The sequence below is a fragment of the Streptomyces sp. NPDC094034 genome (assembly GCF_040303865.1).
Classification (GTDB): domain Bacteria; phylum Actinomycetota; class Actinomycetes; order Streptomycetales; family Streptomycetaceae; genus Streptomyces.
This window is the reverse complement of the sequence record NZ_JBEOUD010000008.1, coordinates 180,119-196,812: the sequence shown is the minus strand read 5'-3', so window position 1 is coordinate 196,812 and position 16,694 is coordinate 180,119. Positions and strand designations below refer to the sequence as shown.

Sequence of the window (16,694 nt, the reverse complement as noted above, 5' to 3'; positions counted from 1 at the left end):
ACCGGGCCTCGCACTACGACCCGAATCACCCTGTTTTTTGCAGTAGTTCACGGATGCGCGAACGCGTCGCGCCACCCTACCGCCAAGCCTCCGTCCGCCACGCAAGTAGGATCCCTGACCGCGGATGGAACCCGTCGCCACGGGGGCGCCGATAGGAAACATTCCGTCCGGCAAGGGAATTGGTGAGCTGTGAGCCAGATCGTCGTCAAGCGCCCACCACGGGTCCTGCCTGCCGAAGTACCGGGCGAGCAGGTGCAAGTGCAACCTCCGCCCGAGCTGCCGCGAGGACAGCAGGAGGGCGCGCTGATGCAGCTGCTGCCGATGCTGGGCATGGGCGGTTCGGTCGTCTTCTTCTTCATGACCCCCAACCCGATCATGCGGATCATGGGCATGGTGATGATCGCGTCGACGGTCGCCATGGCCATCGCGATGCTGGTCCGTTACCGGCGCGGCACCCAGGGCCAGCTCGCCGACATGCGGCGCGATTACCTCAAATACCTGACACAGACCAGGCGCGCGGTACTGCGCACCGCGCGCCTCCAGCGTGACGCGCAGTACTACCTCCATCCGTCGCCCGAGCAGCTGTGGGCGCTGGTCGCCGAGGGCAGCCGGGTGTGGGAACGGCGCGTGGGCGACGTCGACTTCGGGCAGGTGCGCATCGGGCTGGGCAACCAGCAGCTCGCGACCCCGCTCATCGCGCCCGAGACGGCGCCGGTGGACGATCTGGAACCGCTCACCGCGGGAGCGATGCAGCAGTTCCTGAACGCTCACAGCACGCTGGGCGGGCTGCCGATGGCCGTCTCGCTGCGTGCCTTCTACCATCTGACGGTCAGCGGTGAGCCGGAGTGCGTACGCTCAACGGCCCGCGCCATGGTCTGCTCGCTCGCCTCGCTGCACTCCCCCGACGACCTGGTCATCGCCGTCGCCGCCGGGCGTGAAGCGGCCCCTCGGTGGGAGTGGGCGAAGTGGCTTCCGCATGTGCAGATCACGGGCAGCACGGACGGCGCGGGCAGCAGGCGTCTGATCACCACCGACGCGCGGGAGCTGGAAGAGCTGCTCGCGAGCCGTCTGGAGGGTCGTCCGCGCTTCCAGCCCGGCGGTCAGCCGCTGCTCGACCAGCCGCACATCGTCGTCGTACTCGACGGCCAGTCGGTACCCGCCATGTCGGCGCTCGCCGCGGCGGAGGGCCTCCAGGGTGTGACGGTCATCGAGGTCGTCCCTGGTGAGGTCACCGGCGCGCGCGGCGGGCTCTCCGTGGCCGTACACCCCGACTCGCTGCAACTGGAGTCGGGACACGGACTGGTGTACGACGGCGCGCCCGACCAGCTGAGCGCCGAGGCGGCCGAGGCGCTCGCCCGCCAGCTGGCGCCGCTCACGGTGGCCTCGGGCGGGGACGACGACGAACCGCTGCTCGCCAACCTCGACTTCACCGATCTGCTGAATCTGGGCGACGCGGCGTCCGTCGACGTCACCCGCACCTGGCGGCCACGCTCGCAGGCCGAGCGGCTGCGGGTCCCGATCGGTGTCGGCGAGGACGGCACACCCGTGATGCTGGACCTGAAGGAGGCCGCGCAGGAGGGCATGGGTCCGCACGGCCTGTGTGTGGGCGCGACCGGCTCCGGCAAGTCCGAGCTGCTGCGTACGCTCGTACTGGGCCTGGCCGTCACCCACTCCTCCGAGACCCTCAACTTCGTCCTCGCGGACTTCAAGGGCGGCGCGACCTTCGCCGGGATGTCGCAGATGCCGCATGTCGCCGCGGTGATCACCAACCTCGCGGACGATCTGACGCTGGTCGACCGGATGGGCGACTCCATCCGCGGTGAGCTCAACCGTCGCCAGGAGATGCTGCGCGACGCGGGCAACTACGCGAACATCCACGACTACGAGAAGGCACGGGCCGCGGGCGCGCCGCTCCAGCCCATCCCCTCCCTCGTGCTGGTCATCGACGAGTTCAGCGAACTCCTCACCGCCATGCCGGACTTCATCGAGATGTTCGTGCAGATCGGACGCATCGGGCGGTCGCTGGGCGTCCATCTGCTGCTGGCCTCGCAGCGGCTGGAGGAAGGTCGGCTGCGCGGTCTGGAGACCTATCTGTCCTACCGGATCGGTCTGCGGACGTTCTCCGCGGCCGAGTCCCGCGCGGCGATCGGTGTGCCCGATGCCTACCAGCTGCCCAATGTGCCCGGCTCCGGGTATCTGAAGTTCGGTACGGACGAGATGGTGCGGTTCAAGGCCGCCTATGTCTCCGGGGTGTACCGCACGAACCAGCAGCGCGCGACGGCCCCCGGTGGGCCGCTCCCGGTGGACCGCAGGCCCGTGGCGTTCACGGCGGCTCCGGTGCCCGTACGGTACGTCGAGCCGAGCACCACCCGGCCCGACGTGCCCGAGCCGCGTTCGGGTGAGGACGACGCGCTGGCCGACTCCGTACTCGATGTGATCGTGCGGCGGCTGGAGGGCCGGGGCGCGGAGGCCCACCAGGTGTGGCTGCCCCCGCTGGACAACCCGCCGGCGCTGGACGAGCTGCTTCCGGGACTCGCGGGGGTGGAGGGACGCGGGCTGACGCAGCCCGGGTTCGAGGGCGCGGGCCGTCTCGTCGTACCGCTCGGTGTGGTCGACAAGCCGTACGAGCAGCGCCGCGACACGCTCTACCGGGACTTCTCGGGGGCCGCGGGACATATGCAGATCGTCGGTGGACCCCAGTCGGGCAAGTCGACGCTGCTGCGGACGATCATCTCGGCGTTCGCGCTGACCCATACGCCGCAGGAGGTCCAGTTCTACGGACTCGACTTCGGTGGTGGCGGTATGTCGTCGATCGCGGGCCTGCCGCATGTCGGCGGGGTCGCGTCGCGTCTCGACCCGGAGCGGGTGCGGCGTGCGGTCGCCGAGGTGTACGGGATCCTGTCGCGGCGCGAGGAGTACTTCCGCGGCGCGGGCATCGACTCCATCGCCACCTACCGCAGGCTGCGGGCGCGCGGCGACATCTCGCCGACGGACCAGCCGTGGGGTGATGTGTTCCTGGTCATCGACGGCTGGGGCAACTTCCGTTCGGACTACGAGGGTCTGGAGCAGGCCGTCCTGGACATCGCGGCGCGCGGGCTCGGCTATGGCATCCATGTGATCCTCACGGCCTCGCGCTCGATGGAGGTCCGGGCGAATCTCAAGGACCATCTGATGAACCGCCTGGAGCTGCGGCTCGGTGACACCATGGACTCCGAGCTGGACCGCAAGTCCGCGGTCAATGTCCCCACGGGCGTGCCGGGACGCGGTCTGACACCGGAGAAGCTGCACTTCATGGCGGCGGTCCCGAGGATCGACGGGATCAACTCCGACAGCGATCTGTCCGAGGCCACGGCCGCGATGACCCAGGAGGTCTCCCGGCACTGGACCGCACCGGGCGCCCCGGCCGTACGGCTGCTGCCGCGCGAACTGCCGATGGCGGACCTCCCGGCGGGCTTCGCCCACCCGGAGCGCGGGGTCGCCTTCGCCATCGACGAGAACAACCTGGAACCGGTCTTCGTCAACTTCGAACAGGACCCGTTCTTCCTGGTGTTCGGCGAGAGCGAGGCCGGCAAGTCCAACATCCTGCGACTGCTCATCAAGCAGCTGACCGAGCGGTACGACGGCGACTCGTGCAAGCTCTTCGTGATCGACAACCGGCGCGCCCTGCTGGACGCCACCCCGGCCACTCACCTGGCCGAGTACGTCCCCATGTCCAACAACATGGAGCACCATGTGGACGCGCTGGTCGATCTGATGCGGCGCCGCACACCGTCCGCGGATGTCACGGCGCAGCAACTGCGGGACCGCAGCTGGTGGCGCGGCCCGGACGTGTACGTGGTCGTCGACGACTACGACCTGGTCTCCACGTCGAGCGGCAACCCCCTGGCGAAGCTGACGGAACTCCTCCCCTTCGCGCGCGACGTGGGCGTCCGCTTCATCATCGCCCGCAACGCGGCGGGCGCGAGCAGGGCCTCGTACGAGCCGTTCATGCAGCGGATGACGGAGCTGGGCGCACAGGGTGTGCTGCTCTCCGGCGACCCGCAGGAAGGTGACGTGCTCGGCAACGTCAGGATGCGCCCGATGCCGGTCGGACGGGGAATCTTCGTCTCGCGGCGCCGCGGGAACCCGCTGGTGCAGACCGGACTGATGCCCTCGCAGGAGGAGCGGTGATCGGCGCGGGGGTCTTCGCGGCCTTCTTCGCGGTCCTTTTCCTGGGCCTGGCGTTCGTGGACCAGCGCAAGGCGTGGTGGCGCTTCCAGGCGAGACGCTTCGAGAACCCGGAGGCGCACGAGCCGTCGGACGGGCTGATCCGGGGGCGGAAGCTGGCGCTGATCGGGGTGGCGCTGCTCCTCGGGTGGCAGGCGGTGGAGATGTTCCGGCTGGCGGGGATGGCGTCGTGAGCTGTCGTGGGGTGTTTGCGCAGGGCGCGCGTGGGGCGGGCGTGGGGTGTGCGTGGAGCTTTCGTGCGGACATCCGTGCGGCCGGTCCTCATGGGTGAACGGGGGCGCGTTGACGGGTTGAGTGGCTTGATGACTTGATGGCTTGACCGGTCGTCGGGTCGGTCCGGGCATGAAGGGATCCCAGCGTGGCGCGACCCGAGCACGGCGCGACCCGAGCACGGCGCGACCCGAGCACGGCGCGATCCGATCAAGCGGCGATTCAGCAGTGAACACGGGGAGATGTACAGATGGCATGGGACGAGTGGGAACAGCTCAAGGCCTCGGCGGCGGCCAACCAGCCGACGCAGATGCGGCTCAACGGGATCCCGGAGGAGGACCGGCCCAACGCGGGCAGTCCGACCGGCGATCTCAAGGTGACGCAGAAGGACTTGGCGGCGATCGGTGACGAGGCGTTCAAGCTGTACAACCGGCTGTGGGAGGAAGCGCGGGTCACCAGCACCGACACCGCCGCGACCGACCTGAAAGGCCAGGGGTTCGCGCTCGGCGGTGCGCTGAGTCATGTATCGGTGCGCTGGGACCGGCAGCTCGGCACTCTCATGGACGCTTGCGCGCTCATCTCGAACCACATGGACTTCACGGACAAGGCACATCAGGGCGACGAGATCTTTATCGAGCGCCATGTGAGCAGCATCGCCACCCTCGACGCCGGCTTCGACGAGTCGTGGGCGCCGCCGGGCAAGAAGAACGAGGTCTACGGCGAGAACAAGAAGAAGGACGAGTAGGGCTGGGCGGACTGAGAGGGACTGGAAGAACCAGAGGGACTAACGGGGAGAGACGCATGGATTTCGAGGCCCTTCATTCTGCCAACTTCAAGTCGCTCGACGACGTCGTCGACGACTGGACGAAGATGCTCGGCAAGCTCGCCGACCTGAAGAAAGACGCGAAGGACGGATTGCACGGCAAGGCCAACAAGGCGAACTGGGCCGGCTACAACGCCACGGTCTCCCGAGAATTCATCGGCAAGACCGCCGGGGAGTTCGGCGACGCCCACACCCAGGCCGAGTCCATCCGCAACATCCTTCGTGACACCCAGGGCGAGTTGAAGACCCAGCAGCGGCTGCTCAAGGAAGCCATCGAGCGCGGTCGGGGCAACCACATGTCCGTCAAGCCGACGGGCAGCGGCTTCACCGTCACCCCGAATCCCGACCCCGCACCCGCGAACGGGCAGAAGGACGTCGACGCCCTGCGGGACGAGCTTGAGGGAATCCTCAAAACCGCGACGGAGATAGACAGCACGGCGTCCACATCGCTCAAGGCGCTCGTCGATCTCACCGACTACGGATTCTCGGGTCAGAAGTACGCCGACCGCGATGCGGCCGCCAAGGCGATCAAGGAAGCGGAGAACCTGGCCCGTATCGCGAAGAAGAATCCGGAAGACCTGACGGTCAAGGAGTTCGACGCGCTCAACGCGGGCCTGAAGAAGTACTCCGGCGACGAACTCTTCGCGGAGCGTTTCGCCGAACAGCTGGGCCCCAAGGGGACACTGGAGTTCTGGGCGGGCGTCACTGATCCCAACAAGAACAGGGACGTGTACCCCGCCCGGCACGAAGAGCTCGGCGATCTGCAGAAGAACCTCAGTCTCACACTCGCCACCGCGACCCAGGCGGACACGCCTGAAATGCAGCGGTGGAAGTGGGAGATGACGGATCTCGGAAGCCAGCCCCTACACAAGAACAGCGCCACTCAGGGTTTCCAGGTCATGAGCAACCTGATGCGCTGGGGCAACTTCGACGACCAGTTCCTCAAGAGCTACGGCACCGAACTCATGGAGACCGAGAAAGCGGCCACCAGCAACGGCCGCCACGGGGCCACGATCTGGACCCACATGGGAATGGATCCCAACCTCAACCGCACCGGCGAGGACTCCGGCTCGGACCCCATGATCGGCTATCTGAAGGCGCTGTCGAACAGTCCCGATGCCGCGACGGACTTCTTCAACGACCCGTTCCTGTCGAAGGACGAGGACCACGACTTCGAGCAGGACAAAGACGGCGACGGCAACATGGCCAAGCGCAGTCTCAGCAACTTCGACTACCTCTTCGAAGAGCGGGACTGGCCGCCGGAGCGTGACAAGGACGGCGAGGACAGCATCTCGGGCCGGAACAACCTGGCCCTGGCCCTGGAAGCGGCCACGACGGGGCACCCGGCGGGCGAGCTGCCGACGGCCGACACTCCGCCGCACAACGCGGAGCAGGCGGAACTCATGGAGAATCTGGTCGCCTCGATCTCAGAGGATCCGAACCGTCTGAAGGACCATGGCTACATGTCGGACAGCGTGGGCCAGATAGCCTCCGAGTATTTGCCGGACATCAACCGTGCCACCGCGGACGGTGGCGCGAACAACGACAGCGTGCCGAAGCTCTTCCCGATCGTCGGCTCGGCGGCGGACATGCAGCACACGGATGTGACGCGCTTCCTGGCGACAGTGGGCCAGAACCCGGAGGGCTACGCCGCCATCGAGGTCGGCCAGAAGGCGTACATGGCCGGCCTGATGGACTACCACCTCAATCCCGATCTACCCGCCGACAGCCGCTATCCGCACACCACGGAAGAAACGATCAAAGAGATCGCCCGCAGGTCGGGAGAGATCGAGGGAACCCTCGCCATCGGCCGTCAAGAAGCGGTTCTCGGCGAGGCAAAGGCAGCCGACGGCGACTTCGAGCACGCGACGAATCAGAAGAAGAACACCATCTCCGGCCTTGTCGGCCTCGGTGTCGGTGTCGGTACATCGTTCATCGCCAGCCCCGTCGTGGGCGCGGCTGTGGGTGGCGCCGCGGGCACGGTGACCGGGGTCGTTCTCGAACAGTTCTTCAAGGACACCGATCCCCATAATCTTTCGGACGTCGGCCACGACGTGGGGCTGCGCTGGGAGGCCAGCAAAGACGCCCAGACCGACATGAGCCGGGTCGCCGGGGAAGCGGCCGCGAAGGCCCACAACTCCCCCGACGCCGAGCGCATTCAGGAATGGACTCGCATCGGCACCACGGACGGCTTCAACGACGCTTCCACGGCCGCGCGCAGGATGGCGGACGATCTGGAGACCGAGATTCCCACCTAAGGTCCTGTCCGGTCGATCTTCGCAGGCCCGCGAAGATCGACCGGACAGTGCCCCGTGGGCACCACTACGGCTGACCGCCACTCAGACCAAGGGAAGACAAGGGAACGTATGAAAAGCCGTGAGAACCGCCCGCGCGCCGCATGCCGTCGGCTCACCGTGGGCATGGGGGCCCTCTCGTTCGTCCTGCTCGTCTCCGCGTGCTCGGAGCCGGCACAGCCGTACGAGACCCCCAAGGCGCTGTGCGGCGTCGACGTGTCGGCGGACGTGCTGGATCCTCTGCTTCCTGACGGGGAGAAAGTCTCTGAGCGCGCGCAGACGGCCAGTGGCGTCAAGCGCTGCTACGTGTCGGTGGACGACAAGGTCGCACTGTCGACGTCCGTCGAGTGGTACGAGGCCGGGACCCCGGTAGCGGAGATCGCCTCGAAGACGATCGGCGCGGATCCCAGTGACAAGGTCACCGCCGACAAGCGGTACAGCTATTCGGGCAAGGGCGGGGCCGGGCTGATGCGGTGCGAGGACTCGTCCACGATCGACAAGGACGTCGACGGTGACCTCTACACGACCGTACGGGTCGGCGGCGACCCCGCGGACGCTTCCGCGGTGCTCAAGATGATCGAGGCGTACACGTCCGCCGCTCCCGCGGCGGGTGAATGTGAAGTCGATCTCTGAAGTGCCCTGTGCGGCGTCCTGGTGAACTGCCCTTCCAGCACGTGACATTGAGCGCTGGGGGAAGAACCTGAACTTCCACCGCGCCCCAACCGTGCGTATGGGCTTCGCAATCGCCGCACGTGTGGCGTCCGTCCGCATGCGCGCGGCTCGACTGACTGCCGACCGGGTGTCCCCCGCGTCTCGAACCCCTCGATCCAATCCAGTCACATCGACCAGAAGGCACCCCTATGTCAAAACTGACCGACAGTCGAGGCAGGCGTGTCGCCACCGCTTGTGTTGCCCTGGTCCTCCTCGCCGGCTGCGGCGGGAACTCGGAATCGAAGGCGGGAGAGAGCGACGGCAAACCCCTCAACGCGCAGGAGACACAGGCGATACTGCCGGACGCGAAGGCTATGCCCGGATGGCGGGTTTCGATTGCTCCCACGGCGTATCCCCTCAAGGAGGCCCTGGCAAAGGGTGTGACGCGATGCTACGGAGAGGACGGGAACTCCTGCGACAGCGTTCAATTCACCGGCGCTTCAGCCTTCCTGGCCGACAGGAAACCCCTTGTGTCGTTCCTCGCCTACGCGTACAAGGACACCGCGTCCGCTGAATCGGCGTACGAATCGGTTTGGGAGGCGTGGAAGGAGAGGGCCCCCGAGGCGAGGAAGCTGGACCTCGGTGCGATCGGCGAGCGCCGAGACGCCGTGCAGGGACTGAACGCGGCCATGGACGAAGGGTCAAAGGGGATGATCGCTCAGGTACGCGTCGGCACCGTCATCCTGCTGGTCACGGGAGAAGCCGCTCCCACAATGGACATGGCCGACACCTTGATCACGGAGTTCGCCACCACCTTCTCCGAACGCGCGCAGGAGGCACAGAAGTAGGCGGGCGATGCCGGATCCCGTCCGTGTTCGCTGCACGCGCGCAGGAAACGCAGGACGGCAGGACACCGAAGGGCAAGTTCGGCGCCTGGAGCTCAGCGTGAGACGGCCGCACATGAACAGGCCAGGGTGGGCACCTCCCGTGCGTGCCCACCCTGGCCTGTGATGACTGCTGGTTACCGGCTACCGGCTACCGGCTGTCTGACTACTGGAAGTTCGCGGCGGACCTCTTGTCACCGCTCTGGTAGGCGGGGGCCGCCTCGCGGACCGCCGCCGAGATCTTCAGCAGGCTGGTGTGGATCTCGGTGGCCCTACGGTCCCAGTCGGCCTGGGCGACGTTGTACGCCTCCCGGGCCTCGCCTTCCCACAGCTCGGACACCGACTTGATCTTCGCCTGAATGGCCTTGAGGCTCTGGTCGAGCTTGTCCGCCTGCTTCTTGATGTCGCCGGCGGCGGCCTCAAGAGAAGCGTAAGTGACGATCATCGTGCCGTCGTCATATGCCATGGTGTCCTCCAACTACTGCCTGGGTGTGGTGCGATGGCCGAATTCGCGGAACGGCCATCAGGAATCAGAACTTGCTGAGGTTCGAGGTCCGGGCCTCGGCGCCGGCGTCGCCCGAGTAGCCCTCGACCACGTCGATGCCCTTCAGGGCCGCCTCGACCTCGTCTTCGGTGTTGCCGGAGATCGTGCGAGCCGCCTCGATCGCTTCCTGGAACTTGAGCAGCAGCTTGCCGATGCCCACCATGTTGTTGTTGATCTGCGTCTGCTTGGCGTTGAACGCGCCGGCGCCGATGCCGCGCCAGGCGCCTTCGAGGCTGTCGATCGTCGCCTGCAGCGCGTGCAGCTGCCCCTTGACGTCGTCAAAGCTGTTGGTGAGCTCGCCTTGCAGCGACTTGAGGGCAACGCCATTGACCTTCTGGACTGCCATTGGTCTTCCTTTCTCGAAGATCCCGGTGGGTGTGTGTCTCCCCGGGCCGTGCGTGGGCCTTGACGGCGGATGGATGCCCGGGCGGTGTGAAGTACGTGCGGGTGAGTCGTACGGTCAGGCGGTGCGGCGCTTGCGGAGGAAGAAGAAGGCTCCGCCCGCGAGAACCACGACGACCGCGGCCCCACCGAGGATCAGGCCCAACTGGCTGTCGTCCTCGGCGCTCTTGCTCGCGCCTGCGGCGACGGCCTTGTCACCCTCGGCGCCGGCCTCTGAAGCCCCCGAGGGCGACTCCGAAGCCGCCCCGGAAGGCGCGGACGAGGCGGAGGACTCGGACGAGCCGGGTGCGTCGGCAGAGCCGGGCGTGCGCTCGTTGGTCAGGGGGTTGAGGTTCGGGTCGCCGGGCTTGCCCACACCGCGGTTGATGTGCGCGCCGGGACGCACTATGCCGTGACCGATGTAGTTGCTGACCGTGCCCGGCTTGGAGTCCTCGCTCCGGCCAGCGGACTCGAACATGACGCGGAGGACCTGATTCGCCGTCCAGTCAGGGTTGGCGGACCAGATAAGGGCGGCGGAGGCGGAGGCGATCGCGGTGGCCGCGCTGGTTCCGCCGTCGCCGTCGCAGTAGCTCGCAAAGGTCTTGTCGCACCAGCGTGGGATTCCGTTACCAGGGGCGGCGATGTCGACAAAGTCCCCATGCTGGGAGTAGTCGGCTACACGGCCCTCTGAGTCTGTGGCTGCGACACCAACGACTTGCGGATAACTGGCGGGATATTCCTTTTTATTGCCTTTCGCTCCGCTATTCCCAACGGACGCAAAGAGCAGCTTTCCCTTACTTTCAGCGTATTTTACTGCTTCCCGCTCTTCCGGAGCGGAGAATTCGCTACCGAACGACATGCTGATGATCTGTGCATCGCTGTCGGCTGCTGCCCGGATGGCGTCCTCTGCGTCAGAGGCATTCACCGAGGCATTGTCCTGCATCTCCGTATTAGTGATGCGCATCGGAATGATCTTTGCGTCGGGGGCCAAGCCTCGCAGCCCACCCCCCTTTCCTGTGCCTGCGATCAGTTCGGCCATGGTTGTCCCATGACCGTTGTAGTCATCCGTGGCGTCACCAGCGAGCCCCGTGGCGTCAAGCCCCTTGAGGACCTGTCCTTTCAGCGATGGTGTGGCCGGGTTGACGCCGGTGTCGATAACCGCGACCTTAATACCTTCCCCCGTGGCGGATTCCCAGATTTCCTCAGCGTTCATCGCGTCCAGATACCACTGCTTCGACTGGACACCATCTGCGGCAACGGCTGCCGGAGCCGTGCCGGTTACGCCCAACGTCAACGCACCGACCACAGCCAGAGTGCAGAGCAGCCCGCGCCGCGATGCATGAGGCCCTCCGCGCTTCCGGGTCCGGCTCATTCCTGCCGTCATCCTGACTTCCGCACCTTCCCTGTGCTTATTCGATGACCGGCGGCACGGCACCACGCCGTCGAGCCGCCCACGTCTCTTCGTCTTCTGTCAGATAGTCAGGACGCTCCGATCCCGTGCGCTCCTGCTCCTCGTCCTTGGGCTGATTCCGGCCGGGACCACGCACGAGACCGCTGCCGCCTTGGGTGAAGCCGCCTGCGCCAGGCCGTGAGCCGGGAGCGCCTCCGCGCGGGGTGCCCACCACGCCGTTGGAACTGGCTGTGCCTCGGCCTCCCGGCCGGGGCGCTCCGTTCGAATTCGCGCCGATGACCCCCGGCTGACCGATTCGCCCGGCGGGAGGGCGTCCCGTCGACGTCCCACCGCCACCGATGACGGTCCCACGCGGAACACGTGAGCCCGAGGAACCCGAGGTGGGGCGCTGCTGAGGCGTACCGCCGACGATGCCGCTCGTACGGCCTGCTCGTGGGCCGGTCCCTCCACTCGTACCCGCTCGTCCTGCGGCAGGCTGGCCCGACATGCCCGGTCTACCGGCAGTGGTCTGGCCAGGGCCGCCGGCGCGCCCGGCCGGGGGACCACCGCCCGTCACTCCGGGACGCCCGGTCGTCGGTGCGGGGCGTCCGGCAGACGAAGAGCGATCTCCAGTGGCGCCTGGCTGTCCCACCCTCCCCGCAGGCGGTCCGCCTGCTCTGGACGCTCCGGTCGGGCCCGACGGTCGCGACGTACCGCTTCGCGGGGTGTTGACCAGTCCGGGAGCCACCGGGGGGACAGGACCACCACTGGGGCTTGGCGTCCCGGTGGGAGGGGCTACAGGCGTGGGGCTGGGGCTTGTCGTGGGCGGCGGAGGTGCCATGACGCTGTCGATCTGCATCGACGTGTCCGGAGCCGGAATGGGCGTGACGGCACCAATGGTCTCCGCCCGAGGCACGTTGCTTCCAGTCTCGGGATCCGCATGGCTCAACGACGACCGCTGAACGGTGGTGCCCTCCGGCCCGGCTTCCGTCCCGGTCCCGCCTTCGTCCGATCCTACGCCGCGCACGTTCCTTGGCCGCGGCACAGCCGCATCCAGCATTCCTGGGAACTTCGGCGGTTGCTGCGAGGCCAGCGACTCCTCGGAGACCGCATAGAACGAGGCCAGGCGATTCATCTGGTTGATGGCCTCCTGGCGGTCCTTCTCCACCTGCAGGGCCTTGGCGTACTCCGGGTTGTCATCCGTTCGCTCCGGCAGAGAAAAGTCCTCGGCCTTCTTCGGGAACGGCCGTTCGTCACGCGGGGGCGTGGAGTTGCGCACCGAGGCCAGGCCAGTGCTCGCGACCTTCATCTGCGTACCGGCCGCGTTGGCGAACGTAGCGAGGGCCGAGGCGTGAGTGGCGAGCTCTCCCCCGAACCTGCGGAACTCGTTGCCGGACTCGCCCTTCCACTCGACCGAATCGACATAGTCGCGCAATTCTGTCGCGGCATCGTTGAGGGCGTCCTTGGCGGCCACCAGGGCCTCGCCGGCAAGCTCAAGATCCGACGGCTTCGAGTTCTCGACGAGGTCGATCATCGCGTTGAGCTGGGCGCCCTCGAAGCTCGTCTTCCCGAAGAACCCTCCGGGGCCGCTTCCCCCGAACCCGATCCCGAAGCCGTCCACCATCGCCGCCACGCGCTCGAAGGCGTCGGTCGCGGTGAACTGGCCCTGGATCAGGGCGGAGTCCTGCGCCTGCTGCTGCTCGGGGGTCAGCTCTGGCTGCTTCTCGCCACTCATCAGTTCATCACCCCAGGTCCTTCGTACCGGTCTTGGCGTTGTCGCGCGGCTGCCCAGGCACACCGCTCTCCTCACGGCGAGCCACGTCCTGCTTCTCCTGCTCCTCGTCGATACGAGTGCGGATCGTGTGGAAGCGCTGCCGCAGCTCGTCCTCCACGTTGTTGAAGCCGACCTCCGCCGCGTGCACCCCGATGCTCAGCATCTCGATCTGATCGCCGAGAGACTTGGAGAGCTTGACGATCTCCGCATGGACACGGTTGTACTGGGTGAAGAACCCGTCCGCCTCCGCGAACGGCAGATTGCCGCCGCTGAAGGAACTCCTCGAAATCCGGTGCTCGGCCACTTTCTTGTTGCCGGCCGCTCCGTTCTCCAGCTCCGTCAGCAGTGCGTTCACACGCGTCTGGAAGCGCTTGAGCGCTCCGACGCCCTTCTCCAGGTCGCTCCTCGCGCCGGTTCCGCCCCCGCCACCACTATCTGCATCGAGCACGATGCCGTACCTCCCCGTTTGCTCACTCCCCCGCACATCGCGATCGCGGTGACGTGAACATCACTGATCACATGAAAGCCACTCTATCGACTGCGTCTGACAGCCCCAAGTGTCTTATCCATGACGTGACTTCCTCCTACGACGATCCTCACAACCCACACGGTTGCGTTCCGCGTCGCAGCCTTTCGGCGATATTTCGCACCGAGTTGACGATCCGCTAGCCGCCCGCCCCGCCCAACCGGCGCGTTCGCCGTCGCGCGTCGCGGAGTGCCACCGCGCCGCCCGCGATCGCCGCGACCAGGACGCCGCCGCCCACGACCACATAGGTCGCCAGACGGGCGTTGCGCTCCTCCGCCGTTTCTCCCAGGTGCAGTTGGGCCGGAGTGGGCGCTTCCGCCTTGTCGACGCCCTCCTGCGCGACCGGCTTCTCGATGGGCTTGTCGTCCTCGGTCAGGGCTCGTACCGGGTCGACGACTCCCCAGCCCACCAGTCTGTCCGGGCCGGCGATCGACCGTTCGGCCGTCTGCTGGATCTGCGCGACGATCTGCTCCCGCGTCCAGTCCTCGTGCTTGCTCTTGATGAGAGCGGCGACGCCCGCGACGTATGGCGCCGAGAAGCTGGTGCCGTTGTCGGCGCAGTGGCCGCCGCCCGGGACCGTGGAGATCATGTCGACGCCGGGGGCCGCTATGCCGACGAACTCGCCGGACTGGGAGAAGGCGGCACGTTCGTTGTTGCGGTCGGAGGAGGCCACGGCCAGCACCCCGCGGTACGACGCAGGAAAGGTCGGCTTGACATTGCCGCCCAGGCCGTCGTTGCCCGCCGAGGCGACGACCACCACCTCCTGGTCGAGCGCGTTGTTCACCGCCTGCTCCAGCAGGGGGGTGGGCTTCACCGCGTCCGCCGTGTCCTGGGAGATGTTGATGACGTCGGCGTCCGCCTCGTTGACCGCGTAGTCGATGGCCTCGGCGAGGGTCTTGGCGGTGCCGTTCCCGTCGGCGTCGTTCTGCTGGATCGGGATGATCGTCGCTTCGGGCGCGAGGCCGACGAAACCTGTGCCCGCCGCGGGACGGGCTGCGATGATGCCCGCGATCTTGGTGCCGTGTCCCACCGTGTCCGTGGTGCCGTCCTCTTTGCCGCGTTCGAGCTTGTCGCCGTTGTCGTCCGTGAGGCCCGGGTCCATCATGTTCCTGCCGCTCTTGGTGTCCACCGCGTCCTTCAGCTGCGGGTTCTTGACGTCGACACCGGTGTCGATGACCGCGACGCGTACCCCCTTGCCGGTGGACTGCGACCACAGCTCGTCCAGCAGGAGGCGCTGTAGCGACCAGGGGCGGCCCGCGTACTTCTTCGACGGGAACGTGCACTGAGTGGTCGAGTCCGCGGCGGCGGGCGACACGGGCAGGCCGATCAGCGCGACCGCCGTGGCGGCCGATATGGCCAAGAGGCGCCGAGAGGCATACGGGTGCGTGGGAGCGTGTGTGCGAGTGTGCGTGTGCGGCATGGTCACCCTCACGAGCCCTGCGGCTGACGGGCGGCCCCCGTCGACAGACGCGGTCCGGTCGGCAGGAACGCCGACCACGCGGCGGGAATCGGCGCCGGATCGACGTCCTTGTACCCGAGCCGGTTCTGCGCCTGCTGGGCTTCCTGCTGCGCCGCCTGCTTCTGCTCCGCCGAACCGGACGAGCCGATACCGGAGTCGTCCGTGGCGCTGTCACCGTTCGACTGCATGGCATAGCGCAGTCCGGTGTCGGTGACCAGGAAGACGAAACCCGATTCCGTCGTTGAGCCCTTGAACTGGCGGAAGAGCTGGCCGGATCCGGGGGTGACATAGCCGCTGCTCGACCCGGTCGGCAGCGTCGCGGGGAAGTCGGTGCCCGCCCACGTGCTGAGCGTGGTGGTGCCGTTGTCCTCGTCCACCTCGTGCAGCACGTTGCACACCGTGTTACGGCTGTCCTCGCCGGTGCCCGCCGAGTTGACGGACTCGGGAGCGTTCTCGGGCCAGTCCCGGTCCTGCCCGAACGCCTCACCCGGCTGAATCGCGGCCCGGCTGACCGGCCTCGCCTTTCCCGCCTGGCCGACGTCGATCAGGTCCTTGCTGTTGAGCAGCAGCTTCGCGGTGAAGTCCGAGACGGGGGCGACCCGGCCCTCCAGAACCAGATAGTGCTGGTTCCTGGTGCCGTCGGTGGCGGTGAGGACCGTGCCCACCGTGTTGGCCTCGGCATCCAGTTCACCGGGGGCGTCGGCGTCATCGCCAGGGGTTCCCTCGATCTCCGGGAAGGTGATCCGGTCGCCCTTGTGCAGGGTGTCCAGCCAGCCGGTGGACACCCGCTGCGGCTTGGTGCCCGTGCCCACCAGTTGGCTCACCAGCAGGTTGTCCTTCTCCACCTCGTACGCCTTGCCCTCGGCGTCCACGACGTAACGGGTCTTCGTCGCCGAATCCTCCACGTACAGCAGCTGACCGCCGCGCAGCTGGTTCGCGCCCTCAGTCTTCTTCTGCTCCCGTTCGGCGAAGACGAAGGACGCCTTCTGGATGGCCCTGCCGCCCTCGCCGGGCCGCTCGCAGACCGCCCAGCGCTTCGTGGCCCCGGCCTCCTTGGCGTCGGGCAGCCGGTCGGGGGCATAGGGGATGCCGAGCGTGGCGCCGTGCGGGATCTTGCCGTTGTCGAGCACCGACTCGTCGACGTTGATGACCTTGCCCTTGTCGGGGGCGAGGAGGAGCTTGGCGGAGGACATGTTCAGGACGGGGTGGAGCTGGGTCCTGTCGCCGGTCTTCAGCACCACGTAACGAGTGGTGGACTTGCTGGCGATGATGACGTTCTCCTCGGGTTTCGCCCAGTCCTTGGGCGCCACCGGCTTGAACATCCCCCAGGCGCCGAACACCGCGAGCACCACCACACCGACGATGGCACCGGGCACCACCGCGCGCAGCGGCCGGGGCGCGCCCTCCTCGGAGCCGGTCGGGCTCGGCTGTACGAACTGCGCGATCAGCCTTCGCTTCGCGAAGGTGTAGGCGTTGAGTTCGTCCCGTCGTGATGCCATCTGTCCGCTGTCCCTCTCCCCCACCGGGCGAC

The 16,694-nt window shown here is 67.3% G+C and carries 13 protein-coding genes; 6 read left to right on the top strand and 7 right to left on the bottom strand.

Annotated features, from left to right (window positions below; all coding sequences use genetic code 11):
- The first annotated feature begins 189 nt into the window (after window positions 1-189).
- The 6 genes from eccCa to ABTZ59_RS10800 all read left to right on the top strand — a co-directional run bounded on the left by eccCa (window position 190) and on the right by ABTZ59_RS10800 (window position 9,053).
- Entirely contained in the window at window positions 190-4,170 is a 3,981-nt protein-coding gene (gene eccCa / locus ABTZ59_RS10825) for a type VII secretion protein EccCa (RefSeq protein WP_351393970.1), read from the top strand.
- A complete protein-coding gene (locus ABTZ59_RS10820) occupies window positions 4,167-4,400 on the top strand; it encodes a hypothetical protein (protein ID WP_351393967.1) in 234 nt (77 codons plus the stop codon). The genes eccCa and ABTZ59_RS10820 overlap by 4 nt, the downstream gene beginning before the upstream one ends.
- Before the next feature lie 287 nt (window positions 4,401-4,687).
- Window positions 4,688-5,182, top strand: a complete 495-nt coding sequence (locus ABTZ59_RS10815) for a hypothetical protein (protein WP_351393964.1) — start codon at window positions 4,688-4,690, stop codon at window positions 5,180-5,182.
- Window positions 5,183-5,238: 56 nt separating this feature from the next.
- A complete protein-coding gene (locus ABTZ59_RS10810) occupies window positions 5,239-7,518 on the top strand; it encodes a hypothetical protein (RefSeq protein ID WP_503002567.1) in 2,280 nt (759 codons plus the stop codon).
- Between the two features lie 108 nt (window positions 7,519-7,626).
- Complete coding sequence (locus ABTZ59_RS10805) at window positions 7,627-8,187, top strand: hypothetical protein (protein WP_351393959.1); 561 nt, start codon at window positions 7,627-7,629, stop codon at window positions 8,185-8,187.
- Between the two features lie 227 nt (window positions 8,188-8,414).
- A complete protein-coding gene (locus ABTZ59_RS10800; protein WP_351393956.1) occupies window positions 8,415-9,053 on the top strand; it encodes a hypothetical protein in 639 nt (212 codons plus the stop codon).
- Between the two features lie 202 nt (window positions 9,054-9,255).
- Here ABTZ59_RS10800 and ABTZ59_RS10795 read toward each other — a convergent pair whose 3' ends face one another.
- The 7 genes from ABTZ59_RS10795 to eccB form a co-directional block, all read right to left on the bottom strand.
- Window positions 9,256-9,555: a WXG100 family type VII secretion target gene (locus ABTZ59_RS10795; RefSeq protein ID WP_249954207.1), complete on the bottom strand. Its 300-nt coding sequence runs from the start codon at window positions 9,553-9,555 to the stop codon at window positions 9,256-9,258.
- Between the two features lie 64 nt (window positions 9,556-9,619).
- Window positions 9,620-9,979, bottom strand: a complete 360-nt coding sequence (locus tag ABTZ59_RS10790; protein ID WP_249954208.1) for a WXG100 family type VII secretion target — start codon at window positions 9,977-9,979, stop codon at window positions 9,620-9,622.
- A gap of 114 nt (window positions 9,980-10,093) precedes the next feature.
- Entirely contained in the window at window positions 10,094-11,398 is a 1,305-nt protein-coding gene (locus ABTZ59_RS10785; protein ID WP_351393952.1) for a S8 family serine peptidase, read from the bottom strand.
- A 25-nt stretch (window positions 11,399-11,423) separates the two neighbouring features.
- Window positions 11,424-13,139: a mediator complex subunit 15 domain-containing protein gene (locus ABTZ59_RS10780; protein WP_351393949.1), complete on the bottom strand. Its 1,716-nt coding sequence runs from the start codon at window positions 13,137-13,139 to the stop codon at window positions 11,424-11,426.
- A gap of 7 nt (window positions 13,140-13,146) precedes the next feature.
- Complete coding sequence (locus ABTZ59_RS10775) at window positions 13,147-13,626, bottom strand: DUF2563 family protein (RefSeq protein WP_351393946.1); 480 nt, start codon at window positions 13,624-13,626, stop codon at window positions 13,147-13,149.
- A gap of 217 nt (window positions 13,627-13,843) precedes the next feature.
- Window positions 13,844-15,124 carry a type VII secretion-associated serine protease mycosin gene (mycP, locus tag ABTZ59_RS10770; RefSeq protein WP_351393943.1) on the bottom strand — a complete coding sequence of 427 codons (1,281 nt, stop codon included), beginning with the start codon at window positions 15,122-15,124 and terminating at the stop codon, window positions 13,844-13,846.
- Between the two features lie 8 nt (window positions 15,125-15,132).
- Window positions 15,133-16,662 carry a type VII secretion protein EccB gene (gene eccB, locus ABTZ59_RS10765; RefSeq protein ID WP_351393940.1) on the bottom strand — a complete coding sequence of 510 codons (1,530 nt, stop codon included), beginning with the start codon at window positions 16,660-16,662 and terminating at the stop codon, window positions 15,133-15,135.
- Window positions 16,663-16,694 lie beyond the last annotated feature (32 nt).